A 24,407-nucleotide genomic window follows, 5' to 3' on the forward strand; every position below is an offset into this window, starting at 1 on the left:
GGCCGTCTGAAATTCAGACGGCCTGTTTCATTTCAACAGCCAAAGCTCAATATTCCACGCGCCAAGCGGTTTCGCCGCCTGCGCGCATCGGAACAAGCACTTCGCCGTCGCAGAACGGCAGGCTTTCGGGCACTTTCTGCACGTCTTTTACCAGTGTGATTTTGCGCGGGTTTTCCGGCAAACCGTAGAAACGGGCACCGTTTTGTGAGGCGAATGCTTCGAATTTGTCGAGCGCGCCGGCGTTTTCAAACACTTCGGCGTAAAGCTCGACGGCGGTGGCGGCGCTGAACATTCCGGCGCAGCCGCAGGCGTTTTCTTTGGCGGATTTGGCGTGCGGCGCGGAATCGGTGCCGAGGAAGAATTTGTGCGCCTTATCGCCCGTTACCGCGGCGACAAGGGCTTGGCGGTGGGTTTCGCGTTTCAACACAGGCAGGCAGAAATGGTGCGGGCGTACGCCGCCGACCAGCAGATCGTTACGGTTGAGCAGCAGATGCTGCGGGGTGACGCTGGCGGCCACGTTGTCGCCCGCTTCCGAAACCAGACGCGCGGCTTCGGCAGTGGTAATGTGTTCAAAGACCACTTTTAATTCAGGCACTTGTACCAAAACGGGTTTCATAATCCGTTCGATAAACGCGGCTTCGCGATCGAAAATGTCAGTGTCGGCATCGGTGACTTCGCCGTGCACCAAAAACAAAATTCCCTGCGCGGCCATTTCTTTCAAAACGGGAATGAGTTTGAACAAATCGGTCACGCCCGAATCGGAATTGGTGGTCGCGCCGGCTGGGTAGAGTTTGAACGCGACGATGCCCGCCGCTTTGGCCTCGCGCACGAGCTCGGGCGTGGCGTTGTCGGTCAGGTAGAGCGTCATCAGCGGCTCAAACGCGCTGCCTTCGGGCAATGCGGCGAGAATACGCTGTTTGTAGGCTTCGGCATCGGCCACGCTGACAACCGGCGGCTTGAGGTTGGGCATAATCACGGCACGCCCCATCTGGCGGGCGGTGTAGGGCAGAACGGCCTTCAGCGCCTCGCCGTCGCGCAAGTGAAGGTGCATATCGTCGGGCTGGGTAATGGTCAGGGTTTGCATGGTTTTTCCTCGGTAAACGGGTTTGGTTTTTCAGACGGCCTGAAACCGCTGCAATAATCAGAATGGCCGTCCGGCTCTTCGGCTACGCTCAGTGCCAGAACTTTCACGGACGTCATTCAGGCGGATTTTGCAAAGGTCTCAGCCTGCGGGGTTGGACGGATATTAAAAAGGCCGTCTGAAAGATTTGGTGTTTTAAAATTTTCTTGATGACGCAAATACAAATACTTAGCCGCCATTCCCGCGCAGTTCAGAACTTTTCAGACGGCCTTTCCCATTCAATTATCTGTGTCCCACCACCAGCGTAAACACGCCCGCGTCTTCCGTCGATTCCAGCAAAATATGCCCCGTCTGGCGGCAGAACGCCTCGAAATCGCCCGGTGCGCCGCCGTCGGTGGCCAACACGGTCAAAACGTCGCCGGCACCCATTTCCGCCAGCGCCTTTTTCGCTTTCAAAATCGGCATCGGACACTTCAATCCGGTGACGTCTAAAGTTTGGTTCATCAGAATTTCCACCTGTTTAAGATTAGGTTAATTATAGCCTATCCGCTTGCGCCTGCGTTTGCGCACCCCTAAAATGGCTTCGTTTTTCAATACGGAGAGCCTTATGCGCCGCCTCAGCCTGCTGTTACTGGCCTTTGCCGCCACCTCTGCATCCGCCCTGCCCGTCAGCGAGAAAAATACGCTGACCAACACCCGCTACAAAGAAAGTGCCTCGGAAAAAGCCTCACGCGAATTCAAAGAAGCTGACGCCGCCCTGCCCGCGCTGCCCGACACCAAATCAGGCAACTGGTTCGACATCTACGTCAGCGAAACCTACGCCAAACGTCCGAAAATCCTGCTCGACAGCATCCAAATCATGCCTGCGCCCGACACCAGCATCCGCTACGTTTTAAACACCCAATCGGCTCAAGGCCACGACAACCTGACCTACGAAGCCCTGTTTTGCGCGCGTTCGTCGTTTACCTATAAAGAAGACAAACGCTCGTCCTACAAAATCTTCGGCTACGGCGATTCCGTCAACAAACGCTGGATTCAGCCGCGCAACGCCGGCTGGAAAAACATCGGCACCACGCTGGAACGCAACGACGACCCGCGCGCCGTCATTTACAACGCCTTCTGCGTGGACGGCATCCCGCGCGACGCCGCGCAGGCAGTCAGCCGCCTGAAAGAACGCGCCGGCCGCCACAAGCTGCGCCTGCGCAATACCGACAAATAACGCCGTTTTCTTGATTAGGCCGTCTGAAAAACCGGATTTTCAGACGGCCTTAGTTTTAAGAAAAATGTTAAAATCCGCTGCATTCAAATCTTAAGGCTTTTGCGAAAACAGCCATTTCCCGCCGTTTGCAAGCTCCCCCCAACCCTGTAAGGAAAACCCATGACCACGCCCACCATCGAACACGTCCAAGCCGTCGCCTTCGACCTTGACGGCACATTGTGCGATTCCGTTCCCGACCTCGCCGCCGCCGCCGAAGCCATGCGCGGACACCTCGGCTTGGCGCCGCTGCCCGCCAAAGTCGTCGAAAGCTATGTCGGCGACGGCCTCGCCCCACTCGTTCACCGCGTCATTACCGACAGCCGCAACAACGAAGCCCAAGCCGAAATTTGGGAAAAAGGCTTTGTTTTCTTTATGAAATACTACCGCGACCACCTCAGCGATTTTACCCGCCCCTACCCTGAAACCGCTGCCGGTTTGGCGCTGCTCAAATCGCTGGGCATCCCGCTTGTCGTCATCACCAACAAAAACGAAATCCTCGCCGCCGAATTATTGAAACAGCTCGGTCTGGCCGACTACTTCAGCCTGATTCTCGGCGGCGACAGCCTGCCCGAAAAAAAACCCAGCCCGCTGCCGCTCGTCCACGCCGCCGAAGTTTTGGGCATAGACACGGCAAACATGATGATGGTCGGCGATTCCAAAAACGACATCCTCGCCGCCAAAGCCGCAGGCTGCCTGAGCGTCGGCGTCAACTTCGGCTACGGCGACATGACCGCCCTCTCGCAAGACAAAGCCACCAAACCCGACTGGATCATCGGATCGCTGCCCGAAATCTACGAAAACCTGCAACCGCAGAAAGACAAAGCGGATGAGGCCGTCTGAAAAGCAGTTTTCAAAAACCGATCCGATTTAAATCCGAGCAATCCTGTTTTCAGACGGCCTTTTCCGAAAATCAGGCCGTCTGAAAAAAACGAAACTCATGAAACCGCAAAAATCCCTGCGCGCCCGCGCGATGGACATTCTTTCCCGCCAAGAAACCAGCCGCACCGCACTCAAGCGCAAACTCGCGCCCCATGCGGAAAGCGAAGAAGAGCTGGAAAAAGTGTTGGACGAATTTGCCGAACGCAACTGGCAGTCAGACGAGCGCTACGCCGAAGCCTATATCCACAGCAAAAGCCGCCAATACGGCAAGCTGCGCCTCAAACAGGCGCTGGCCGCCCAGGGCGTCGGCGAAGACGTCAGCCGCCCGTTCATGCCCGACCGCGACTGCGAGCTGCAAAACGCCGTTACCGTATTACGGAAAAAGTTCAAAATAAAAGCTGTTGATTTAAAAGAAAAACAGAAACAGATGCGTTTTCTGGCCTACCGCGGTTTCGATACCGAAACTATTCAGACGGCCATAAAAACGGCTTGGAATGAAGATTGGGAATGACGCACCGGCAAAAGAATATTTCTCTTTTTGCAAAGTTCCCACCCAGACATTTGCAGATTTGATTTTTGCAGAAGTCCCGGCCATTTCCTGTTTTGAAAAAACTTCAGGCCGTCTGAAACTTCAGACAGCCTGATTTATTGAAATCCGGTTCAAAACTAAACAATTTCCAGCTTGGCAAACGATTTTACGGTTTCGTCCACCGCTTTGACGCGCACGAGGAATTCTTCGAGCTGCGCGAGCGGTAAGGCGCTGGGGCCGTCGCATTTGGCCTGGTCGGGATTGGTATGCGATTCGAGGAAAAGGCCGGCCAAGCGGGTGGCCATGCCGGCGAGTGCCAGATCCAATACCTGCGAACGGCGTCCGCCCGAGGCTGCAGCGCCTGATTCGCGGGTTTGCAGCGCGTGGGTCACATCGAAAATAACCGGGGTATCGTTGCAGGTTTTTTTCATCACGCCGAAGCCGAGCATATCGACGACGAGGTTGTCGTAGCCGAAATTCGAGCCGCGTTCGCATAAAATCAGTTGGTCGTTGCCGGCTTCTTTGAATTTTTCGATGATGTTTTTCATCTGCGAGGGGCTTAAGAATTGCGGTTTTTTGATGTTGATGACGTTGTCGGTTTTCGCCATCGCGACCACTAAATCGGTTTGGCGCGCCAAAAATGCGGGTAACTGAATCACGTCGCACACTTCCGCCACGGGCGCGCATTGGTAAGGCTCGTGCACATCGGTGATGACCGGCACGCCAAACTCGCATTTTACCGCTTCAAAAATTTTCAAACCTTCGTCCAAACCCACGCCGCGGAATGAGTGGATAGACGAACGGTTGGCCTTGTCAAACGAGGCTTTGAACACATACGGAATGCCGAGTTTGGCGGTTACTTCGACGTAGCGTTCGCAGGCTTTGAGCGTGGAATCCATGTCTTCCAGCACGTTGATGCCGCCGAACAGGGTAAACGGCAAATCGTTGCCGACTCGGATATTTTTGATTTGGACATTCATGGTCGAATCCTTTTTGAGGCCGTCTGAAAAATCAGGGAAATCGGTTTAAACGTTTAGGCCGTCTGAAAATAGCCAACCGTTTCAGACGGCCTGTTTCTTTTTACAACACCGTATGCGGCGGCTCGTAAGAAATTACATCGCGGATTTTGTTGTTTTCGTCCACCAGCACCACTTTCGGCTCATGCGCTGCGATTTCGGGTTCGGAAAGCATGACATACGACATGATAATCACGATGTCGCCTTTCTGCACCAACCGTGCCGCCGCACCGTTGAGGCAGATAACGCCGCTGCCGCGCTCGCCTGCGATGGTATAGGTTTCCAGACGTTCGCCATTGTTGTTGTTGACGATGGCGACTTTTTCATTGACGCAGATTCCGGCCGCGTCGAGCAAATCCAAATCTACGGTAATACTGCCGACATAGTTCAAATCGGCTTCGGTAACGGTGGCACGGTGAATCTTGCCGCCGAGCATGGTGCGGAACATGGGTTTCCTTTAAAAAATCTTATTGTAAAGCGTTTTTCAGACGGCCTGAGACGCTGATGAAAACCACAGGCCGAAACCTTTGCAAAACCCACAAATATTCGAAAATGCTCATCCGTCATTCCCGCGAAGGCGGAATTCAGATCGACCAGCTTAAGAAATATTTAGAAATTACAGAAAGTTAAAATTCTGGATTCCCGCCTTCGCGGGAATGACGGGCATAGATTTTCGGGTTAAAACCGAGTTTTGCAAAGATTCAGGCCGTCTGAAAACAAAACCGCTATTATAACCCCATTTGCGCCTTCATCCAGCGCAAATATCCGCGCCAGCCGCCTGCCACAGCCTGTATGACGATTTGCGGACAATCGTAGCTGTGGTTCGCCAAAATCAGTTTTTCCACCGCACGGTAATGGCAGCGCGAAGATTTGATTACCATGCGGATTTCCTCATCGCAACACACCTCACCCTGCCACACATAATGGCTGACGATGGTTTCGTATTGCACGCAGGCGGCGAGCCGGTTTTCCAGCAGTAGCAACCCGATTTTCTCGGCCTCCTCGCGCGTGGGCATGGTAGTTGTGATGATGACGGGTTTGAATTGGGGCATTTTCAGACGGCCTTTTGTCAAAGATTGAAGTGGATGGGAGCACGAAATTTCGTCCATACGCCGTGCGTATTGAAACAGCCTTTTTTAGCCGCATCCACGGCGGCTATGTCTAATTTTTTATAGCCACTGCTTTTGATAATCTCAACCGATTCAACTTTCGATTCGGGGGAAACCAAGATACCCAGAACGACCGTTCCCCTCTGTCTTAATTTTATCGCACTCGCAGGATAATGGGGTTTCGTTCGACAACCCTCCTGTTTCCCTTTTTCCATTTCCGTAATTGCCTGATAATCCTCAGCACGGGGAACACTGTCTTAGGCATATACGGGCTGGGTTAAACCCAGCATTAAAGCCAACAGCAATCCTTGTTTCATCATTCTTCTCCTTTGTTTGACGGACATGATTATTTTGGTAGCGGATGGCATGATAAGTTTCAGACGGCCTGTCCTGTATTTAGGCCGTCTGAAAACAGAATCAAAACTTATTTAAAATTCAACACCGGCCAGCCTTTTTCCTGAGCTTCGGCCAATAATTCCGCATCGGGGTTTACAGCTACGGGTTCGTTCACATAACGCAAAAGCGGCAGGTCGTTTTTGGAATCGCTGTAAAAATACACTTTGCCGTAGCTTTCCAGCGTTTCGCCGCGTGCGGCCAGCCATTCGTTCAGGCGGGTAATCTTGCCTTCTTTCAGGCTCGGCGTGCCGATGTAGTTGCCGGTATAGCGGCCGTCCGAACCGGTTTCGAGTTGCGTGCCGATAACGTTTTCAATGCCGAATGCGCGGCAAATCGGTGTGATGATGAATTCGTTGGTGGACGAAATGACCAAGAGTTCGTCGCCTGCGGCACGGTGGCTGTCCACCAGCATTTTCTGCATGGGTGTAATGTGCGGCGTGATGAACTCGGCCATAAATTCGCGGTGCATTCCGGCCAATTCTTCCATGCTGTATTCTTTCAGCGGCGCAAGGTGGAATTTGAGAAATTCGTCGATATTCAGGCAGCCGTTGCGGTAGTCTTGGTAGAATTTTTCATTTTGCGCTTCGGTATATTCGATGTCGACTAGGCCTTTTTTCATCAGGTATTGCGGCCATGAGTGGTCGGAATCGGTGTTGATTAGGGTATTGTCGAGGTCGAAAATGGCAAGGTTTTTCATGGATTTTCCTGTGATTTTAAAAGTTGGCGCAACAGCGGCAGCGTGATGCGCCGACCCATGGCGACGGCGTAATGGTCGAGGGTGTCGAGCATTTTGACGAGGCTGCCCAAATCACGGCGCCAATGGTTGAGCAGGTAGGTGAAGATTTCGGGATCGACGGTCATCTGGCGCGCGGCGGCCATGCTGACGAGGGCGTCGGTTTTTTCTTGGTCGGTCAATGGTTTGACTTCGTAAACAAGGCAGTAGCCCATGCGCGTGCGCAAATCTTCGCGGATGACAAGCTGCTGCGGGGGATATTCCGAACCGAGCAGCAAAAGGCCGCTTCCGCTGTTGCGGAAACGGTTGAACACGGCAAACAGCAGCGCCTGCTCGTCGTTGCTGAGCCGCTCGATTTGATCGACGGCAAGGCAGTCGGCCTCGAGCGCGTCTTCGGGCAGCGGCGAAACGGCGGCATCGATATAAAGCGCGTTTTTCCCCGCTGCGAGTGCTTCGGCAACCCACGCCTGCAAAAGATGGCTTTTGCCCGCGCCCTCTTCGCCCCAAACATAGACGAACTGCCCATGTTGCGGCTGGTGTCGCAACACGTAAACCAGCTCGGCATTGGATGTACCGAGGAATTTGTCAAAACTCGGGTATTCGTGTTTGGCGAAATCAAAAATAAGCTGGTTCACGGGCGTATGGTCAGGATAAATCGGAATCGGGCTATTTTACGTTGCTTTGGCGGGGGCTTTCAATCATAAGGTTTTTCAGACGGCACGGCGGGCTTGGCTGACAGGCCGTCTGAAAATTCGACGTTTCAAAATCCGCCTGTTTCAAAGGCCGAACTGCGCCAGCTTTAATCATCTTAAAAGGCCGTCTGAAAACGCCATTGCCAACCCTCCTTAACAAAACCGCAAAAAAACGGAAAACGGTTTGCACACGCGCCGTTTCGCTGCTATGTTTGCGCATTCCGCCCGCAGCGGTTTAACGCTTTTTCAGACGGCCTTTACCAGGAAAATATTGTGATTGCCACCGTTATCAACTTCATCCTCCACATCGACCAGCATCTGACCGCGCTTTCGGCGCAATACGGCGCATGGATTTACGCGATTTTGTTCCTCATCATTTTCTGCGAAACCGGCCTGGTGGTGACGCCGTTTCTGCCCGGCGATTCGCTGCTGTTTGCCGCCGGCGGGATTGCGGCGGTGGGTGGAATGAACATCCACATTATGGTTTTGCTGCTGCTGATTGCCGCCGTAATCGGCGATGCGGTTAATTTTATGATCGGCAAATTCTTCGGCGAAAAGCTGTTTGCCAACCCCGATTCCAAAATTTTCCGCCGCGCTTATTTGGACAAAACCCACGCGTTTTATGAAAAACACGGCGGCAAAACGATTATCCTCGCCCGTTTCGTCCCCATCGTGCGCACGTTCGCGCCCTTTGTCGCCGGCATGGGGCATATGCACTACGCCACGTTTATCCGCTACAACATCATCGGCGCAGTGGCTTGGGTGGTGCTGTTTTCCTACGGCGGCTACTATTTCGCCAATATTCCGGCGGTCAAACAAAACCTCAGCCTGGTTTTGGCAGCGATTATCGTGGTTTCCGTTTTGCCGGGCGTCATCGAAGTCATCCGCGCGCGCCGTGCGGCAAAAAAGGGGCAAAACTGATTTTTCTGAGACCTTTGCAAAAATCGGAAACGTCCGCCCAAAGGCCGTCTGAAAAAAACATGAAAAGGAAAGTTTGATGAAAAACAAAATATTAAGCTTAATTTTAGCCGTTGGTCTGCTTGGAGCAGCAGTACCTGCCGCAGCGGCGGATGACGGGAAAACCGTAAGTGCTGTAAGTGCCGCATTTAAGGCAGAGGCACATAAAGCACTTGCAAGTCAGGTTAGCTATCCTGTCGAAGCGGAGGAAGCAGGTATAGAGGGTGTGGTTGGCGTGCGGATTTGGGTTTCGCCGAAAAATATTGTCCGTCGGGTTCAGGTTATCCGCAGCAGCGGTTCTCCCATATTGGACAACGAGGTTGTCAAGGCGGCATACAGAACGACTTTTCCGGTAAAAGGTTGGACGGAATTCGAAACTAAAATTAATTTTAGTTTAAAGGATGAGTAGAGTGTGATGACAAGAAAGCGCAAGCGATAACCTGCGGTTTATGCTAATTCGGGTTTCGTGCAAAAAGGAAGATAATAAACCGACGTGCTGCAACAGATACACAAAAGGCCGTCTGAACAATTCAGACGGCCTTTGTTACGCCAAAATTACTTCTTCTTCAACTGTTTGGCTTTTACCGCCGCAATCGTGCCGTCTATGCCTTTCTGTTTGATCAATTCGCCGAACTGGTTGCGGTAAACCGTTACCAAACTCGTGCCGTCTAAGCGGAAGTTGTAGATTTTATACACCGGACCGACCTGATAAAGCTGGTAGGCCACTTCGTATTTCTTGCCGCTTTTGGTTTGCAGCTCGGAAAAGACGTCGAATTTATTGCCGTTGCTGGTCATTTTCGGCAACAGTCTGACTTTCACGTCCGCCGCGCCAATCAGCGCCGAGTGTGAATACATCGAAATAATCATTTCTTTAAACGCCGCGATAAATTCCGTTTTCTGCTGGGGCGTAAACTGTTTCCACGGCGCGCCGACCGCCAGCGCGGAAATGCGCTCGTAGTCGAGGTAGCGGTCGGCATAGCTTTCCACCTGTTTCACGCGCTGAGCTTCGCTCAAGGAAGTATTGCGGGCGATTTTCAACACGGTATCGATGTTCTGCTGCATCTGCGCCTGCGCAGGGTGTTCCGCGGCGGCCGCATAAGGCGCAACGATGGCCGCCGGTGCGGCAAACATCAGCGCAAAGAGGGAACGGTTCATAGCATTTCCTTGTTTTAAAACATTAAAGACGCGCGCATTGTACGCCTTAGCCGATTTAGAAATGTTTAACGGAATGTAAAAAACAGGCGCGGCAAGGCCGTCTGAAAAAATGGCGGGGAAGCAAGTTTCGTAAATACAGCCTTGCAGTCTTGTTAGGTACAGGCCGTCTGAATTTCGTTTGCTGAATGCAGCAGTTCAACTACGTTCGCCAACCATCGAAATTCAGACGGCCTCTGTTTCACCTTAAATTAAGTATTGTTATACTTAAAACAACCAACACAACATTTCCCCTTTTAAGTATAATCATATTTATTTTTCAAAGGCACGCTATGAGTACATTAAAAGACCGTTTCATCAAAGCAAGAGCCGCGAAAGGTTTCAGTCAGGCGAAATTGAGCAAACTGGTCGGCATTTCGCAATCCGCCGTTGCCGCAATCGAATCGGGCAGAAACAAAAAGCCGACCAATATCGCCGCCATTTCCGAAGTCTTGGGCGTCTCGCCGCTGTGGCTGGAAACCGGCAAAGGCGAAATGTACGCCGCGCCCCAAGCCGATGCCGTTTCGCCCGAGACCGCGCCGCCCTCCAAACCCACCGAATCCCGTTTAGGAAACGCCATGCAAAACTTCCCCAAATCCTCCAAACTCGACCACGTCTGCTACGACATCCGCGGCCCCGTTCACAAAGAAGCGCTGCGCCTTGAAGAAGAAGGCAATAAAATCCTCAAGCTCAACATCGGTAATCCCGCTCCGTTCGGCTTTGAAGCGCCCGACGAAATCCTCGTCGACGTCATCCGCAACCTGCCCGCCGCGCAGGGCTATTGTGATTCCAAAGGGCTGTATTCCGCCCGCAAAGCCATCGTTCATTACTACCAAACCAAAAACCTGCGCGACATCACCGTCAACGACGTCTATATCGGCAACGGCGTTTCCGAGCTGATTACCATGTCGATGCAGGCGCTGTTGAACGACGGCGACGAAATCCTCATTCCCGCGCCCGACTATCCGCTCTGGACAGCCGCCGCCACCCTCGCCGGCGGCACCGTGCACCACTATCTTTGCGACGAAGAAAACGGCTGGTTCCCCAATCTGGCCGACATGGAAGCCAAAATCACGCCGAAAACCAAAGCCGTCGTCGTCATCAACCCCAACAACCCCACCGGTGCCGTGTACAGCAAAGAAATCCTGCTCGAAATCGTCGAGCTCGCCCGCAAACACGGCCTGATTATTTTTGCCGACGAAATCTACGACAAAATCCTCTACGACGGCGCCGTCCACCACCACATCGCCGCCCTCGCCCCCGATTTGCTGACCATTACCTTCAACGGCCTCTCCAAATCCTACCGCGTCGCCGGCTTCCGCATGGGCTGGATGGTGTTGAACGGCCCGAAAGAGCGCGCCAAAGGCTACATCGAAGGCCTGGATATGCTCGCCTCCATGCGCCTCTGCGCCAACACGCCCATGCAGCATGCCATTCAGACGGCCTTGGGCGGCTACCAAAGTATCAATGAATTCATCCTGCCCGGCGGCCGTCTTTTGGAACAGCGCAACAAAGCCTACGAACTGGTCACCCAAATCCCAGGCATTACCTGCGTGAAGCCCATGGGCGCGCTGTATATGTTCCCAAAAATCGATACCGGAATGTACGGCATTCATGACGATATGAAATTTATCTACGATTTGCTGGTGCAGGAAAAAGTGCTGTTTGTACAAGGCTCCGGCTTCAACTGGCCGAAACCCGACCACTTCCGTATCGTTACCCTGCCGTATGTTTACCAGATTGAAGAAGCGATGATGAAACTGGAACGGTTTTTGAAAAACTACCGGCAATAAGGGGCTGGGAAAACAAAAGGTAAAGAATTTGCGCCCCTTGATGGAGCGCAATATATAAGGCCGTCTGAAATTCGGTTTGGCAATCCGCACCAAAACGGCTATGCTTCTGCGTATGCGGAATGTTTCCCATATTTTTGAAAGGATAAACTCATGACCCAAGTCGCTTTCCAAGGTAATCCTGTAAACGTAGCGGGCGCATTGCCTGCCGTCGGACAAACGGTACCGGCATTTGTTTTGACTGCGGCGGATTTGTCGGACAAAACGCTCGCAGATTTTGCGGGAAAACGTAAAGTGTTGAACATTTTTCCGAGCGTGGATACGGGCGTTTGTGCGCAATCGGTGCGCACGTTCAACCAACGCGCGTCTTCGCTGGATAATACAGCGGTACTGTGCATTTCGGCGGATCTGCCGTTTGCGCAAAGCCGTTTCTGCGGTGCGGAGGGTTTGGAAAATGTAGTGACTTTATCGACCTTCCGCAGCAGCTTCGCCGAAGATTACGGCGTGAAACTGGCCGACAGCCCGCTTGCGGGCCTGACCGCGCGCGCGGTGGTGGTTTTGGATGAAAACGATAAGGTGGTTTACACCCAGCTTGTCGGCGAAATTACTGAAGAGCCTGATTACGACGCGGCTTTGGCGGCGCTGTAAGCGGTTGGCTTCTGAAAAATAAGGAGGCCGTCTGAATATTTCAGACGGCCTTTTTTTGCGGATTTTTTGTTCTGTTTTTCAGACGGCCTTAAGCAAAATCCTGCTTTATTTCTGCGGGAATTGTTTACAATCTATTTACGCTACATCGAATTACAAATATACTGCCCTCAGAATCAGACCACTCCCGTAGCGGGAAGCGGCATCAGGCCGCTGCGTTCTTATTCCATACCGTTTTTTCACATCTTTTTCTACAAAGGAAAGCGACATGGATTTGCATTCACACGACGAAACCAAACACCCGGAAACGGCCGAAACCCTCAGCGGTCAGGTGCCTGTTACCGATTTCAAGGGTTTGTTGATTACTGTCGTTTCTGCCATTGTGTGTTTCGGCATCTACAAAATCCTTCCCTACGAACCTAATGCCAACAAAGGTATCGCGCTGCTGATTTTTGTGGCGGCGCTTTGGTTTACCGAAGCCGTCCACATTACGGTCACGGCGCTGATGGTGCCGGTGGCTGCGGTGTTGCTCGGTTTTCCCGGAATGGACATCAAAAAAGCGATGGCCGGTTTTGCCGATCCGACGATTTATATTTTCTTCGGCGGCTTCGCGTTGGCGGCGGCGCTGCATATGCAGCGGCTCGACCGAAAAATCGCCATTACGCTCCTGCGCCTCTCCCGCGGAAATATGAAGGCCGCGGTTTTGATGCTGTTCGGCGTGACCGCGTTTTTGTCGATGTGGATCAGCAACACCGCCACCGCGGCCATGATGCTGCCGCTGGCGATGGGCATGATGGATCATATGGATAAGGAAAAAGAGCGCAAAACCTTTGTGTTCGTTTTGCTCGGTATTGCCTATTGCGCCAGCATCGGCGGTTTGGGCACGGTCGTCGGTTCGCCGCCCAATATGATTGCCGCCAAAGCGCTGGATTTGGACTTCGTCGGTTGGATGAAACTCGGCCTGCCGATGATGCTGCTGATTCTGCCGCTGATGCTGTTTTCTATGTATGTCGTTTTAAAACCCAACCTCAACGAACGTGTTGAAATCAAAGACGAATCCATCCCTTGGACGCTGCACCGCGTAATCGCGCTGCTGATTTTCCTGGCTGCCGCCGTTGCGTGGATTTTCAGCTCTAAAATCAAAGCCGTCTTCGGCATCGGCAACCCCGATACCGTCATCGCCCTGATTGCCGCGATTGCCGTTGTTGTGTTCGGCGTTGCCAGCTGGAAAGAAGTCGCCCGCAGCACCGACTGGGGCGTGCTGATGCTCTTCGGCGGCGGCATCAGCCTGAGCGCGCTGTTGCAGTCTTCCGGCGCATCGCTGGCACTCGGCCAACAGGTCGCCACAACCTTTGCCGTTACCCACCCGCTTTTGGTGATTTTCGTCGTCGCCGCGTTTATCATCTTCCTCACCGAATTCACCAGCAACACCGCCTCCGCCGCACTGCTCGTACCGATTTTCGCCAGCATCGCCGCGCAGATGGGGCTGCCCGAACAGGTCTTGGTCTTCGTCATCGGTATTGGCGCCTCCTGCGCATTCATGCTGCCCGTGGCCACGCCGCCCAACGCCATCGTGTTCGGCACCGGCCTGATCAAACAGCGCGAAATGATGAGCGTGGGCATGGTATTGAATATATTGTGTGTTTTCCTCGTCGCGCTTTGGGCTTATTTCTTTTTGATGTAACACCCGCCGCTTCATCAAGCCTCAAGGCCGTCTGAAAAATTTGTTCAGACGGCCTTGAATTTTGCGGCCGGCGCGCCATTTGCAAGAAATCTTCAACGAAAGGAAACCCTCATGATTATCCTCCACACCAACAAAGGCGACATCAAAATCGAGCTGGATTTCGAGAAAGCGCCCGTTACCGCCGCCAACTTCGAGCAATACGTCAAAGACGGTTTCTACGACGGCGTAATTTTCCACCGCGTCATCAAAGGCTTTATGATTCAGGGCGGCGGCATGGATGAAAACATGAACGAAAAAGCCACCCGCGCGCCGATTGAAAACGAGGCGTCCAACGGTCTGCCCAACGAAAAATACAGCCTCGCGATGGCGCGCACTTCCGACCCGCATTCGGCCAGCGCGCAGTTTTTCATCAACACTGCGGATAACGGTTTTCTGAACTTCCGCTCGAAAGAAATGTACGGCAAAACCGTGGTTCAGGAATGGGGCTACGCGGTTTTCGGTAAAGTCGTGGACGGCTTTGACGTGGTCGATGCCATCGAGGGAGTGAAAACCAAACGCCACGGCTATCACGATGATGTGCCGTCTGAAGCGGTGGTGATTACCAAGGCGGAAGTGGTTTGATTTTTTGACGTTTTGATTTGATTTCGAGAGCAGCCCCGGAGGGCTGCTTTTTAATCACCATCAGTATAGTTTCTGATGTATTCCGCAAATCTACCGATTTATCCGACAAATCAAGGCAGACTTGATTTAAGTCAAAGCTCTAATTTCTAACCCCCCTATAATCACGTTTAACGAAATTTAAACCAACCGGCCAAAACTTTCACTTTGTTTAAAACCGGTTGTTTTATTTATCCGTTAAGTTTTCATTTCCTTTCTTATCTCTTTCCTCTTGATGTGTGTGTTTGGGTGTGGCTGTGTAGCCACCCCCTCTTTTTTTGCCTTTTGCTTTTGCATATCGTGAAGTAAAATCCGTAGCAGCAAATTCTCAAACAAACGAAAGCATCCGAAATGAGCAACAAACTCACACCGCCCGCCGAATTGCCCGATGCCGCCGACCTGCGCGCGGTTTTGGCCTACAATATGCGCCTGTTCCGCGTCAGCAAAGGCTGGTCGCAGGAAGAACTCGCGCGCCAATGCGGGTTGGACCGCACTTATGTTTCCGCCGTCGAGCGCAAGCGCTGGAACATTGCGCTTTCCAACATCGAAAAAATGGCGCAGGCGCTGGGTGTCAAGGCGTACCAACTGCTGCTGCCGCCGCAGGAGCTGCTGAAAATGATGTCGGAACAGCGGGATACCCAGGCAGCCGGGCCGTCTGAATATTTTTCTTAAAATAAGCTGCCGCACGGGGTTCACCCCCTCCATCCGCCTGTCAAAACCAAAAGGCCGTCTGAATTTCAGACGGCCTTTGCAAACAGCTAAAATTACAGACTGTTGGTAAATGTACGGGTAATCACATCGCGTTGTTGTTCCGGTGTCAGCGAATTGAAGCGGACGGCGTAGCCGGAAACGCGGATGGTAAGTTGCGGATATTTGTCGGGATTGGCAACGGCATCTTCCAAAGTTTCGCGGGTCAGAACGTTAACATTTAAGTGTTGGCCGCCTTCCACTTTCGGGCGTGCGTGTACGTCAACCGGAATTTCTTTGTAAGACACTTCGCCCAAATCGGCCAAAGCAACCACTGCATCTTCTGCGAAACCGCTTTCTGCTTTGGCGGCCAGACAGCGCACTTCGTTGGTTGCATCGTCCAAAAGCCAGAAGGAATTCAGCAATGCAGGTTTTGCAGCTTGTGTAATTTGAATACCTTTAATCATAGTCGGATTCTCTCTTTCGTTTAACGTGGATAAAATCTATTCGGTAAACATTCTATACCTATCAGTCAGCTCGTTTTTGATATAAATCAAATTACGAAGCCCTACATCAAAACAATCCAACACCTTGTTGCAACTGGATAAAATGTCTTAAATCTGAACGTTTTTCCTTGTCATGCAATAACGGAATTTTACGGAACAACTTTATGCCGTCTGAAAAAAAAATCTGCTGGATTTTCTGTAACGTCATCGATAATTTCGGCGACGCCGGCGTATCGTGGCGGCTCGCGCGCGCCCTGTGTGACGAGCTCGGTTTCACCGTCCATCTCTGGACAGACGACGCATCCGCCCTCGCCGCGCTCTGCCCCGACCTGCCGCCGTTACCGTGTACGCATCAAAACATCGCCGTCCACCGCTGGCTGCCGAACCACGCCGAAGACGCAGGCCGTCTGAAAACGCCCGACACCGTCATCGAAACTTTCGCCTGCGACCTGCCCGAAAACGTGCTCGGCATCATCCGCTGCCACCGCCCGCTGTGGCTCAACTGGGAATACCTCAGCGCCGAAGACAGCAACGAGCGCCTGCACCTCATGCCCTCGCCGCAAGAGGGCGCGGAAAAATATTTCTGGTTTATGGGCTTTAGCGAAAAAAGCGGCGGCCTCATCCGCGAGCGCGACTACCCGACGCGGATTCGGTTCGACAAAACCGTTTTCAGACGGCATCTCGGGCTACCCGAAAAAACCGCGCCCGAATGGCTGCTGTTCGGCTACCAAAGCTCCGTTTGGGCAAAATGGCTGGAAACTTGGCGGCAACACGGCCGCCCCATGACCCTGCTGCTCGCCGGCAGCCAAATCATCGAAAGCCTCAAAGCCGCCGGCAAAATTCCCGCCGGCGCGCTCTCGCAAAACGGCGACGTTTTTCAGACGGCCTGCCTGACCCTCGTCAAAATACCCTTTGTCGCCCAAGACGGTTTCGACAAACTGCTGCACCTTTCAGACGGCCTCATCGTGCGCGGCGAAGACAGCTTCGTGCGCGCCCAATTTTCAGGCAAACCGTTTTTCTGGCACATCTACCCGCAGGAAGAAGCGGCGCACCTCGACAAGCTGCACGCCTTTTGGCATAAAACCCGCCTGCATTATCCGCAAGAGCTGTTTACCGCCCACCAAGCCCTATCCGGCGAACTCAACGGCGCGAACACCCTCACCGATGCCGAACGCCTAAAATCCTGGCAACTGCTCGAAAGCCGTCTGAAAACATGGCGGCAAAGTGCGGAAAATTGGCGCGAATACCTGTTTTCCCAGCCGACGGCGCTGGAAAAACTAGCCAAATTTACCGCACTTAAGCTAGAATAGCACGTTTATTTTCAACCGAATCCGATAGGAAAACCAAGCATGAAAACAGCACAAGAACTGCGCGCCGGCAACGTATTTATGGTCAACGGCGAACCGATGGTCGTTCAAAAAAGCGAATACATCAAAGGCGGCCGCTCTTCCGCCAAAGTCAGCATGAAACTGAAAAACCTGCTGACCGGCGCCGCCACCGAAACCATCTATAAAGCCGACGACAAATTTGATGTTGTGATTCTGTCGCGCAAAAACTGTACTTACAGCTACTTCGCCGACCCGATGTACGTCTTTATGGACGACGAATTCAACCAATACGAAATCGAAGCCGAAAACATCGGCGACGCGCTGAAATTCATCGTTGACGGCATGGAAGACGTTTGCGAAGTTACCTTCTACGAAGGCAATCCGATTTCCGTCGAGCTGCCGACTATTATCGTGCGCGAAGTGGAATACACCGAGCCTGCGGTTAAAGGCGACACTTCCGGCAAAGTAATGAAATCTGCCCGTCTCGTCGGCGGCACCGAAATCCAAGTGATGGCCTACATCGAGTCCGGCGACAAAGTCGAAATCGATACCCGCACCGGCGAATTCCGCAAACGCGCGTCTTAATATCCGTTGTAATCATAAAGGCCGTCTGAAAACCCATAAGGTTTTCAGACGGCCTTTCATTGCCCAAACCGTTTCCGGTACCAAACCCACCTATCCGATTACGCCGCAACCACGCTCATTTTCAGACATAAATTCCGTATTCCTGAAAATGCTTGACACAGCGGCAGACGGACTTTGCCAACCGTAAAAAAGGTGCAAAAACAGGTAATTTCGGGTAGGATTACCGAATTTCATGCCCGCAGCGGAGGCTGTTCAGACGGCCTTTATCAGGACATTGCCCCAAATATCATCCGGCTCAGATTCACAATAAGGAGACAAAATGAAGCCTGTAAACATCGGTCTTTTAGGTTTAGGTACGGTCGGCGGCGGAACAGCCGCCGTGTTGCAGAATAACGCTGCGGAAATCAGCCGCCGCTTGGGGCGCAACCTGCGTATCTCGGCCGTTTGCGATTTGAGTGCGGAAAAAGCCAAAGAAATCTGCCCGGATGCGGCGTTTGTCAAAAATCCGCTCGATTTGGTCGCGCGCGAAGATGTGGATATTGTGGTCGAGCTGTTCGGCGGCACCGGCATCGCCAAAGAAGCGGTTTTGGCCGCGCTGCAAAACGGCAAACACGTCGTTACCGCGAATAAAAAGCTGTTGGCCGAATACGGCAACGAAATCTTCCCGCTGGCGGAAGAAAAAAACGCCGTCGTGCAGTTTGAAGCCGCGGTGGCCGGCGGCATCCCCATTATCAAAGCGCTGCGCGAAGGCCTGGCGGCGAACAACATCAAATCCATCGCCGGCATCATCAACGGCACCAGCAATTTCATCCTCACCGAAATGCGCGAAAAGGGCAGCGCGTTTGCCGACGTATTAAAAGAGGCGCAGGCGCTGGGTTATGCCGAAGCCGATCCGACGTTCGACATCGAAGGCCACGACGCCGGTCACAAAATCACCCTCATGAGCGCGCTCGCGTTCGGCACGCCGGTCAATTTTCAAGCCTGCTACCTCGAAGGCATCAGCAAACTCGACAGCCGCGACATCAAATACGCGGAAGAGCTCGGCTACCGCATCAAACTCTTGGGCATCACCCGCAAAACCGCCAAAGGCATCGAATTGCGCGTTCACCCGACCCTGATTCCCGAAAGCCGCCTTCTGGCCAACGTCAACGGCGTGATGAACGCCGTGCGCGTCAACGCCGATATGGTCGGCGAAACCCTGTATTACGGCGCGGGCGCGGGCGCATTGCCGACCGCCAGCGCGGTGGTGGCCGACATCATCGACATCAGCCGCCTCATCGATGCAGATACCGCCCACCGCGTGCCGCATCTGGCATTCCAACCCGCCCACGTCGAAGCGCAAACCATTCTGCCGATGGACGAAATCACCAGCAGCTACTACCTGCGCGTCCAAGCCGAAGACAAACCGGGTACGCTGGGCAAAATCGCCGGCGTGTTGGCGCAAAACAATGTTTCCATCGAAGCCCTGATCCAAAAAGGCGTCATCGACAAAACCACTGCCGAAATCGTGATTCTGACCCACAGCACGGTGGAAAAAAACATCAAAGCCTCCATCGCCGCCATCGAAGCGCTCGACTGCGTCGAAACCCCGATTACTATGATCCGCATGGAAAGCCTGCATGACTGAGCCGCAAACCGAATTGTCGGCAGAGGAAAAAGCCGCAAAGCTGAAAAAAGCCAAAGCCAAAATCCGCACCATCCGCATCTGGGCGTGGATCATCATGGCGCTGTTTCTCTCGCTGTTTTTCCTGTCGCAATGCGCCTTGAGCAAACCCAAAGCCAAAGCCGCGATTATCGAGTCGTGTATCCAAAACATCCCGTTTGCCGAAAAATGGCAGGCCGATTTGAAAGCGCGCGGGCTGGAAGGCAAAAGCGACGCCGTGATTCAGGACTACTGCGTGTGTATGTGGGACGAGCCGCTGGAAAAACTGACCGAAAAACAGATTCAGTCTTTCGGTAAAATCAGCGCGGAAGAACAGCTCAAACTGCTCGGCGGCGCCGCAGCGTTTGAAGCCCGCGACAAACAATGCGTGGCGGGGCTGAAAGTTAAGTAATGTTTTCCTGCCAACCGGCCGGGGCCGTCTGAAACTTTTCAGACGGCCCCGGCCTTTTTGCGGCAGACGGAAAATCTATTTACAATGGCGTTTTCAAAATAATTGCGGGTTTGCCGAAACCGCCGCTGCGGCGGAACCGTCTGAAAACACGAAAACGAACATGAAAACCGAATCCCATTGGGCGGCGCAGCAGGAGCGCGGCAGCCGTTTTTTCCTGCGCCTGACCACGTTGATGGTGCGTTGTCTGCCCGCTTCCTTAATGAATCCGTGCATTTGGTTTGTTACCGCCTATTTCTACCTGACTGCGCCCGCGCCGCGGCGGAATATCCGTCTTTACCAAACGCGGCTTCAGGCGGCCTTTCCCGATGCCGTGCTGCCGCGCCGTGCGGCGGTGTTCCGCCAGTTTGCCGCGTTCGGGCGCGCGGTGTGCGACCGTTTTGCCGTGTGGCAGCATAAAATCCGCTATGAAAATTTGCTGATTGATGATGCCGGCGGCGTTTCCGTGCTGCTCGACAACCCGCAGGGGCGCGGGCGGATTTTTGCCTGTTCGCACTTGGGCAATACCGAAATCTGCCGCGCGCTGGTGTCGCACCACCGCCGTTTTACGCTCAATGTGCTGGTGCACAGCCGCCACGCCGCGGCATTTAACGAGGCGCTGGAAAACGCAGGTGCGGACAAAATCCGCCTGATTCAGGTGACGGATTTGGATGCCGCACTGATGATGGAACTCAACCGCCGCATCGACGCGGGCGAATGGCTGGCCGTCGCCGCCGACCGTGTGCCCGTGCGCGGAGAAAAAACTGTTGCCGTCGATTTTTTAGGACACCGCGCGCAAATGCCGCAAGGCGCATGGCTGCTGGCGGCGCTGCTGAAAACGCCTGTATACACGCTGTTTTGTATCAGGGAAAACGGCCGCTACCGCCTGAGTACGCGGCTGTTTTTGGAAAATACCGACTGGAAGTACGGCGAACGGGCGGCGCGGGTAGCGGAGGCTGCGCAGCGTTTTGCTGACGAAATGGCGGCGGAATGTGCGAAAAATCCGCTGCAATGGTTTAACTTTTACCGTTTTTGGGAAGAATAACGCATGGCAAAACATGTTTACTGCCGCCATTTCACCGAAATGGAAGTGCCTTTTTTCGACGTCGATGCCATGCAAATCGCCTGGCACGGCCATTATGTGAAATACCTCGAAGTCGCCCGCTGCGACTTTCTCGCCGCCGTCGGTTATGATTACGAAGAAATGGGGCGGCAGGGCTATATGTGGCCGATTGTGCAGATGAACCTGAAATATGTGCGCCCTGCCCGTTTCGGCCAGAAAATCCGCGTCGAAACTGCCGTGGTGGAAATCGAAAGCAGCCTGAAAATCAACTACCTCATCACCGATGCCGCCACGGGCGAAAAGCTGACCAAAGCCTCGACCACGCAGGCTGCCGTGTCGCTGGCAACGGGCGAAATGCAGTTTCAAACGCCGCAAAGCTGGCTGAACGCGGTAAAAACGCATCCGACTTTTCGTGAGGCGGAATAAGGCCGTCTGAAAACCACGGGCACCCGCCCGAAAAACCAAAGGAACGCTATGATGAAAAAACGCTTGACCGCCGTCTCCCTGACCCTGTTCAGCCCGATGCTGTGGGCGTTTTCCGCTGCAGAGTTGGCGCAGACGCTGCAAAAGCCGCAAAACGTGCAGGGGGATTTTGTGCAGGAACGCCATCTGAAATCGCTGGCCAAACCGATGAACGCGCGCGGTACGTTTGTTTTGCAGCCCAAACGCGGCCTGCTTTGGAATATGCAGAAGCCGTTTGAAACCCGTATGCGCGTGCGCGCCGACGGCATCACGCAATGGAACGGCCAAAGCTGGGTCAAACCGCAGGGCAGCGCGGTCGGCCAGTCGCAGCAGGTCAAACTCTTCCTCGACCTGCTCGGCGGCAATACGCAGGGGCTGGAAAAGCAGTTTGACATGAAACTCGGCGGCAGCGAAAAGCAGTGGATGTTGCAACTGACGCCGAAAACCGCCGTGATGAAGCAGATCTTTACCCGCATTGATATTCAGGGCGACAGTGCGGTGCGCCGTATCGAATTAAACGAAAAACAGGGCGACCGCACAATCATGCGCTTTCAAAACGTGAAAACCAATCAGGGCTTGGATGCGTTTGCCAAACAGGCGCTGTAAGGCCGTCTGAAAAACCGCCTGTTTTTGTTCCATGAAATTTCCCCGCATTCTCTACACTTTGCTGATGGCCGCCGCCGCTGTGTTTTTCGCATACACGCTGGCGGCGAAGCCGTGGCTGCAAACCGATCTGACCGCGCTGCTGCCGCAGGAAGCGCGGCCTGATGTTTTGCTGCAAAAGGCCGATGCGGTGCTGGAAAAGGAATTAAACGGGCAAGTGGTGCTGGCGGTCGGTTCGGCTGATGCAGACACGGCGTTTCAGACGGCCTCTGCATTGGCGCGGCAATGGCAGGCAAGCAGCGTATTTGCTTCGGTTCAGGACACGCTGACGCCCGACATCGGCGGCCTGCGCGGAGAAATCAGGCGGCTGGGGCTGGCGCTGCTGCCGTCTGAACAGCAAACCCTGCTGCGCGATAATCCGCGCGCGTATTTTCAGGTGCGGGCGGAAGATGCGGCCAATCCGTTTGCCGCTTCGCTGCTGCCGCTTTCCGACGACTGGCTGGGTTTCGGCCGTTTCGCCGCGGGCAAAGGGCAGCCGCAGAGCCGTATCCGCTGGAACGCCGACAACGGTATGCTGTTTACCGAACACAGGGGCAAAACCTGGGTCTGGCTGCGCGGCAGGCTGCCCGAAGGGGCGGCGCCCGATGAAAAACTGCTGAAACTGTTGGACGACAGCAAACAAACCGCCGCCGCGCAGAAAGCGGAGGTTTTATACGCGGGCGGCGCGGTGTTTGCCGCCGAAGCGAAAACCTCGGCGGAAGCGGAAAGCCGTTGGATGGGTATCGCAGGAATGCTGCTGACGTTTGCGCTGCTGCTGCGCGTATTCCGCAGCGCGCGCGTGTTTTGGCTGGTCTTGCCGCTGGGTGCAGGCGTGCTTGCGGGCTTGGCGGCGGCGCTGGCGGTGTTCGGAGAAATTCACGTTCTGACGGTGGTCATCGGCACGAGTTTGGTCGGCATGCTGGTTGATTTCCCGCTGCACTGGCTGGCGCCGGCGGTGTGCAGGCCGTCTGAAAAATCCGTTTCAGACGGCCTGATTCAGAAGCCCGTGTGGCAGGCCGATGAGGCGATGCGCCATGTTTTGCACGGCTTTTTGATCAGCCTTGCCGTAACGGTTTCGGGTTATGCGCTGCTGTGGCTGACACCGCTTTCGGTGTTGCAGCAGACGGCAGTGTTTTCGGGAGCGGCACTGTTGGGGGCGTTTGGCGCGACGGTGTATTGGCTGCCGCCGCTGTTCCGCCGCTATCACGGGCGGGACGTGCCCTTCGGCAGGCTGATGCCGCCGCTGCTGGCGAAAATCCATGCGCTGCACGCGCTTTTGAAAAAGCCGGCTGCCGCCGTTTTGCTGCTGATTTTGGCGGCGGCGGGGCTGTGGCGCAGCGACTGGCGCGACGACATCCGCCAATGGGCCGCTATGCCGCCGGCGCTGTTGGAACAGGCGCGGCAGCTCGGTGAACTCGGCGGCATGGATTTTGGTGCGCAGTATGCCGTGGTGGAAGCCGCAGACGAAGACGGCCTGCTCGAGCGCAGCGCGGCAGTCAACCGCGTTTTGCAGCCCTTAATCAGGCAGGGCGCATTGGCGGAGGTGCAATCGCCCGATCAATGGATTGCGCCGCAGCAGACGCAGCGGCAGCTCCAACGGCATTTGCGCGCGCTGGCAGACAAGCCCGAAACGTGGCAGCCGCTGGCAGAGCTTGGTGTGCCGCCTAAAACCGTTCAAACCGCCTTGCAGGAAGCGGCGGCGCAGGCGCCTGTTTCACTTTCAGACGGCCTCAAGGCGCAGATTGCCGAGGCGTGGCGGCCGCTGTATTTGGGGCAGGTGGAAACGGGGCGGCAGGCAGCGGTGGTGCGCTTGGGCGGCGTGAAGGATGCTGTGGCCGTGCGGACGGCTTTGGCGGGAATGAACGGCGTGCATTGGGCGGACAAACGCACCCATCTGAACCAAATGTTCCAAGAGACCCGCAATCAGGCCGCATGGCTGAAACTAGCCTCGTATGCGGCGGCGTGGCTGCTGCTTTGGAAAATTTTCGGTACGCGTAAGGGCGTGAAGATTTTGGCTGTGCCGCTGGCGGCGGCGGCGGGAACGGTTGCTTTGCTCGGCTGGACGGGCATTCCTGTCAGCCTGTTTGCCATGTTCGGCCTGCTGTTGGTTTCCGCCATCGGCGTAGATTACGCCGTTTACGCCGCCTCCGCCGCACCCCCGCCCGCCGTGCGGCTGGGCGGAATGCTGCTGGCGGCGCTGACGACGGGCATTTCGTTCGGCCTGCTCGCGTTCAGCGGCACACCCGCCGTGGCCGCATTCGGCCTGACCGTCGCCGTCGGCGTGGTGCTGGCGGTGTTGGCGGCGGCGGTGTTGCTGGATGAGGCCGTCTGAAAAAATGCCGTGATGACGGTCGGACGGCAGATGCCGCAGCAGGTCGGATTCTTGAATCCGACCTACGGCTTCAGTACACCCTCGGCGGATGCAGA

28 protein-coding genes are annotated in these 24,407 nt (G+C 54.4%); 18 read left to right on the forward strand and 10 right to left on the reverse strand.

The features are described from left to right. Positions 1-46: 46 nt before the first annotated feature. Both pyrC and BG910_RS00190 read right to left on the reverse strand, forming a co-directional pair. Positions 47-1,084: a dihydroorotase gene (pyrC, locus tag BG910_RS00185; protein WP_089035095.1), complete on the reverse strand. Its 1,038-nt coding sequence runs from the start codon at positions 1,082-1,084 to the stop codon at positions 47-49. A 279-nt stretch (positions 1,085-1,363) separates the two neighbouring features. Then, positions 1,364-1,588: a sulfurtransferase TusA family protein gene (locus BG910_RS00190; protein WP_089037058.1), complete on the reverse strand. Its 225-nt coding sequence runs from the start codon at positions 1,586-1,588 to the stop codon at positions 1,364-1,366. A gap of 100 nt (positions 1,589-1,688) precedes the next feature. Here BG910_RS00190 and BG910_RS00195 point away from each other — a divergent pair, with 100 nt between their 5' ends. The 3 genes from BG910_RS00195 to recX all read left to right on the forward strand — a co-directional run bounded on the left by BG910_RS00195 (position 1,689) and on the right by recX (position 3,729). Beyond that, positions 1,689-2,300, forward strand: coding sequence for a CNP1-like family protein (locus BG910_RS00195; protein WP_089037059.1), 612 nt, complete (start codon positions 1,689-1,691; stop codon positions 2,298-2,300). Positions 2,301-2,459: 159 nt separating this feature from the next. Next, on the forward strand, positions 2,460-3,179 hold the full coding sequence (locus BG910_RS00200; RefSeq protein ID WP_089035096.1) for a phosphoglycolate phosphatase: 720 nt from the start codon (positions 2,460-2,462) through the stop codon (positions 3,177-3,179). Between the two features lie 97 nt (positions 3,180-3,276). Beyond that, the gene (gene recX, locus BG910_RS00205; RefSeq protein ID WP_089035097.1) at positions 3,277-3,729 is read left to right on the forward strand and encodes a recombination regulator RecX; all 453 of its coding nucleotides are present in this window, start codon (positions 3,277-3,279) and stop codon (positions 3,727-3,729) included. A 155-nt stretch (positions 3,730-3,884) separates the two neighbouring features. Here recX and kdsA read toward each other — a convergent pair whose 3' ends face one another. The 6 genes from kdsA to hda form a co-directional block, all read right to left on the reverse strand. Continuing rightward, positions 3,885-4,727, reverse strand: coding sequence for a 3-deoxy-8-phosphooctulonate synthase (gene kdsA, locus BG910_RS00210; RefSeq protein WP_089035098.1), 843 nt, complete (start codon positions 4,725-4,727; stop codon positions 3,885-3,887). A gap of 100 nt (positions 4,728-4,827) precedes the next feature. Then, positions 4,828-5,211 carry an aspartate 1-decarboxylase gene (panD, locus tag BG910_RS00215; protein WP_089035099.1) on the reverse strand — a complete coding sequence of 128 codons (384 nt, stop codon included), beginning with the start codon at positions 5,209-5,211 and terminating at the stop codon, positions 4,828-4,830. A 280-nt stretch (positions 5,212-5,491) separates the two neighbouring features. Further along, positions 5,492-5,815, reverse strand: coding sequence for a divalent-cation tolerance protein CutA (cutA, locus tag BG910_RS00220; protein WP_089035100.1), 324 nt, complete (start codon positions 5,813-5,815; stop codon positions 5,492-5,494). Positions 5,816-5,832: 17 nt separating this feature from the next. Further along, positions 5,833-6,087, reverse strand: a complete 255-nt coding sequence (locus tag BG910_RS13095; protein WP_089035101.1) for an energy transducer TonB — start codon at positions 6,085-6,087, stop codon at positions 5,833-5,835. A 209-nt stretch (positions 6,088-6,296) separates the two neighbouring features. Beyond that, on the reverse strand, positions 6,297-6,965 hold the full coding sequence (locus BG910_RS00230) for a histidinol-phosphatase (RefSeq protein WP_089035102.1): 669 nt from the start codon (positions 6,963-6,965) through the stop codon (positions 6,297-6,299). Further along, the gene (gene hda, locus BG910_RS00235; RefSeq protein ID WP_089035103.1) at positions 6,962-7,636 is read right to left on the reverse strand and encodes a DnaA regulatory inactivator Hda; all 675 of its coding nucleotides are present in this window, start codon (positions 7,634-7,636) and stop codon (positions 6,962-6,964) included. Before hda ends, BG910_RS00230 begins: the two co-directional genes overlap by 4 nt. 330 nt (positions 7,637-7,966) lie before the next feature. On the opposite strand from hda, the gene BG910_RS00245 reads away from it, so the two are divergent. Beyond that, the gene (locus tag BG910_RS00245) at positions 7,967-8,614 is read left to right on the forward strand and encodes a DedA family protein (protein ID WP_089035105.1); all 648 of its coding nucleotides are present in this window, start codon (positions 7,967-7,969) and stop codon (positions 8,612-8,614) included. A 76-nt stretch (positions 8,615-8,690) separates the two neighbouring features. Next, on the forward strand, positions 8,691-9,059 hold the full coding sequence (locus tag BG910_RS00250) for an energy transducer TonB (RefSeq protein ID WP_089035106.1): 369 nt from the start codon (positions 8,691-8,693) through the stop codon (positions 9,057-9,059). A gap of 146 nt (positions 9,060-9,205) precedes the next feature. Here the strand turns inward: BG910_RS00250 and BG910_RS00255 are convergent, their stop codons facing one another. Beyond that, positions 9,206-9,805, reverse strand: a complete 600-nt coding sequence (locus tag BG910_RS00255) for an MlaC/ttg2D family ABC transporter substrate-binding protein (protein WP_089035107.1) — start codon at positions 9,803-9,805, stop codon at positions 9,206-9,208. 329 nt (positions 9,806-10,134) lie between these two features. Between BG910_RS00255 and BG910_RS00260 the strand changes: the two genes are divergently transcribed. The 5 genes from BG910_RS00260 to BG910_RS00280 all read left to right on the forward strand — a co-directional run bounded on the left by BG910_RS00260 (position 10,135) and on the right by BG910_RS00280 (position 15,289). Then, on the forward strand, positions 10,135-11,634 hold the full coding sequence (locus BG910_RS00260) for an aminotransferase class I/II-fold pyridoxal phosphate-dependent enzyme (protein WP_232462209.1): 1,500 nt from the start codon (positions 10,135-10,137) through the stop codon (positions 11,632-11,634). Between the two features lie 150 nt (positions 11,635-11,784). Next, on the forward strand, positions 11,785-12,279 hold the full coding sequence (gene tpx / locus BG910_RS00265) for a thiol peroxidase (protein WP_089035109.1): 495 nt from the start codon (positions 11,785-11,787) through the stop codon (positions 12,277-12,279). 265 nt (positions 12,280-12,544) lie between these two features. After that, the gene (locus BG910_RS00270; protein ID WP_089035110.1) at positions 12,545-13,960 is read left to right on the forward strand and encodes an SLC13 family permease; all 1,416 of its coding nucleotides are present in this window, start codon (positions 12,545-12,547) and stop codon (positions 13,958-13,960) included. A 111-nt stretch (positions 13,961-14,071) separates the two neighbouring features. Beyond that, positions 14,072-14,581 (forward strand): peptidylprolyl isomerase, encoded by a 510-nt coding sequence (locus BG910_RS00275; protein ID WP_089035111.1) that lies wholly within the window; start codon positions 14,072-14,074, stop codon positions 14,579-14,581. A 387-nt stretch (positions 14,582-14,968) separates the two neighbouring features. Further along, positions 14,969-15,289, forward strand: coding sequence for a helix-turn-helix domain-containing protein (locus BG910_RS00280; RefSeq protein ID WP_089035112.1), 321 nt, complete (start codon positions 14,969-14,971; stop codon positions 15,287-15,289). A gap of 92 nt (positions 15,290-15,381) precedes the next feature. On the opposite strand, the gene grcA is transcribed toward BG910_RS00280, so the two are convergent. Continuing rightward, on the reverse strand, positions 15,382-15,771 hold the full coding sequence (gene grcA / locus BG910_RS00285; protein WP_089035113.1) for an autonomous glycyl radical cofactor GrcA: 390 nt from the start codon (positions 15,769-15,771) through the stop codon (positions 15,382-15,384). Positions 15,772-15,974: 203 nt separating this feature from the next. Between grcA and earP the strand changes: the two genes are divergently transcribed. The 8 genes from earP (at position 15,975) to BG910_RS00325 (ending at position 24,312) form a co-directional block, all read left to right on the forward strand. Continuing rightward, positions 15,975-17,120, forward strand: coding sequence for an elongation factor P maturation arginine rhamnosyltransferase EarP (gene earP / locus BG910_RS00290; RefSeq protein WP_089035114.1), 1,146 nt, complete (start codon positions 15,975-15,977; stop codon positions 17,118-17,120). 39 nt (positions 17,121-17,159) lie between these two features. Beyond that, positions 17,160-17,723 (forward strand): elongation factor P, encoded by a 564-nt coding sequence (gene efp, locus BG910_RS00295; RefSeq protein WP_089035115.1) that lies wholly within the window; start codon positions 17,160-17,162, stop codon positions 17,721-17,723. Between the two features lie 319 nt (positions 17,724-18,042). Next, the gene (locus BG910_RS00300) at positions 18,043-19,350 is read left to right on the forward strand and encodes a homoserine dehydrogenase (RefSeq protein WP_089035116.1); all 1,308 of its coding nucleotides are present in this window, start codon (positions 18,043-18,045) and stop codon (positions 19,348-19,350) included. Further along, positions 19,343-19,777, forward strand: coding sequence for a hypothetical protein (locus BG910_RS00305; RefSeq protein ID WP_089035117.1), 435 nt, complete (start codon positions 19,343-19,345; stop codon positions 19,775-19,777). Before BG910_RS00300 ends, BG910_RS00305 begins: the two co-directional genes overlap by 8 nt. 160 nt (positions 19,778-19,937) lie before the next feature. Then, the gene (locus tag BG910_RS00310) at positions 19,938-20,858 is read left to right on the forward strand and encodes an LpxL/LpxP family acyltransferase (protein WP_089035118.1); all 921 of its coding nucleotides are present in this window, start codon (positions 19,938-19,940) and stop codon (positions 20,856-20,858) included. Between the two features lie 3 nt (positions 20,859-20,861). Further along, positions 20,862-21,302: an acyl-CoA thioesterase gene (locus BG910_RS00315; RefSeq protein ID WP_089035119.1), complete on the forward strand. Its 441-nt coding sequence runs from the start codon at positions 20,862-20,864 to the stop codon at positions 21,300-21,302. Positions 21,303-21,353: 51 nt separating this feature from the next. Beyond that, positions 21,354-21,944 (forward strand): LolA family protein, encoded by a 591-nt coding sequence (locus tag BG910_RS00320; protein ID WP_089037060.1) that lies wholly within the window; start codon positions 21,354-21,356, stop codon positions 21,942-21,944. A gap of 31 nt (positions 21,945-21,975) precedes the next feature. Beyond that, positions 21,976-24,312, forward strand: a complete 2,337-nt coding sequence (locus BG910_RS00325) for an MMPL family transporter (RefSeq protein ID WP_089035120.1) — start codon at positions 21,976-21,978, stop codon at positions 24,310-24,312. Positions 24,313-24,407 lie beyond the last annotated feature (95 nt).

Source organism: Neisseria chenwenguii (genome assembly GCF_002216145.1).
Lineage (GTDB): Bacteria > Pseudomonadota > Gammaproteobacteria > Burkholderiales > Neisseriaceae > Neisseria > Neisseria chenwenguii.

Coding starts and splice junctions, on each gene's coding strand:
- tpx (WP_089035109.1), top strand. CDS start 11,785: ATGACCCAAGTCGCTTTCCAAGGTAATCCTGTAAACGTAGCGGGCGCA.
- pyrC (WP_089035095.1), bottom strand. CDS start 1,084: ATGCAAACCCTGACCATTACCCAGCCCGACGATATGCACCTTCACTTG.
- BG910_RS00270 (WP_089035110.1), top strand. CDS start 12,545: ATGGATTTGCATTCACACGACGAAACCAAACACCCGGAAACGGCCGAA.
- BG910_RS00260 (WP_232462209.1), top strand. CDS start 10,135: ATGAGTACATTAAAAGACCGTTTCATCAAAGCAAGAGCCGCGAAAGGT.
- BG910_RS00280 (WP_089035112.1), top strand. CDS start 14,969: ATGAGCAACAAACTCACACCGCCCGCCGAATTGCCCGATGCCGCCGAC.
- efp (WP_089035115.1), top strand. CDS start 17,160: ATGAAAACAGCACAAGAACTGCGCGCCGGCAACGTATTTATGGTCAAC.
- BG910_RS00325 (WP_089035120.1), top strand. CDS start 21,976: ATGAAATTTCCCCGCATTCTCTACACTTTGCTGATGGCCGCCGCCGCT.
- BG910_RS13095 (WP_089035101.1), bottom strand. CDS start 6,087: ATGGAAAAAGGGAAACAGGAGGGTTGTCGAACGAAACCCCATTATCCT.
- BG910_RS00230 (WP_089035102.1), bottom strand. CDS start 6,965: ATGAAAAACCTTGCCATTTTCGACCTCGACAATACCCTAATCAACACC.
- BG910_RS00250 (WP_089035106.1), top strand. CDS start 8,691: ATGAAAAACAAAATATTAAGCTTAATTTTAGCCGTTGGTCTGCTTGGA.
- BG910_RS00200 (WP_089035096.1), top strand. CDS start 2,460: ATGACCACGCCCACCATCGAACACGTCCAAGCCGTCGCCTTCGACCTT.
- BG910_RS00315 (WP_089035119.1), top strand. CDS start 20,862: ATGGCAAAACATGTTTACTGCCGCCATTTCACCGAAATGGAAGTGCCT.
- BG910_RS00310 (WP_089035118.1), top strand. CDS start 19,938: ATGAAAACCGAATCCCATTGGGCGGCGCAGCAGGAGCGCGGCAGCCGT.
- BG910_RS00320 (WP_089037060.1), top strand. CDS start 21,354: ATGAAAAAACGCTTGACCGCCGTCTCCCTGACCCTGTTCAGCCCGATG.
- earP (WP_089035114.1), top strand. CDS start 15,975: ATGCCGTCTGAAAAAAAAATCTGCTGGATTTTCTGTAACGTCATCGAT.
- grcA (WP_089035113.1), bottom strand. CDS start 15,771: ATGATTAAAGGTATTCAAATTACACAAGCTGCAAAACCTGCATTGCTG.
- BG910_RS00195 (WP_089037059.1), top strand. CDS start 1,689: ATGCGCCGCCTCAGCCTGCTGTTACTGGCCTTTGCCGCCACCTCTGCA.
- BG910_RS00275 (WP_089035111.1), top strand. CDS start 14,072: ATGATTATCCTCCACACCAACAAAGGCGACATCAAAATCGAGCTGGAT.
- kdsA (WP_089035098.1), bottom strand. CDS start 4,727: ATGAATGTCCAAATCAAAAATATCCGAGTCGGCAACGATTTGCCGTTT.
- recX (WP_089035097.1), top strand. CDS start 3,277: ATGAAACCGCAAAAATCCCTGCGCGCCCGCGCGATGGACATTCTTTCC.
- cutA (WP_089035100.1), bottom strand. CDS start 5,815: ATGCCCCAATTCAAACCCGTCATCATCACAACTACCATGCCCACGCGC.
- panD (WP_089035099.1), bottom strand. CDS start 5,211: ATGTTCCGCACCATGCTCGGCGGCAAGATTCACCGTGCCACCGTTACC.
- BG910_RS00305 (WP_089035117.1), top strand. CDS start 19,343: ATGACTGAGCCGCAAACCGAATTGTCGGCAGAGGAAAAAGCCGCAAAG.
- BG910_RS00255 (WP_089035107.1), bottom strand. CDS start 9,805: ATGAACCGTTCCCTCTTTGCGCTGATGTTTGCCGCACCGGCGGCCATC.
- BG910_RS00300 (WP_089035116.1), top strand. CDS start 18,043: ATGAAGCCTGTAAACATCGGTCTTTTAGGTTTAGGTACGGTCGGCGGC.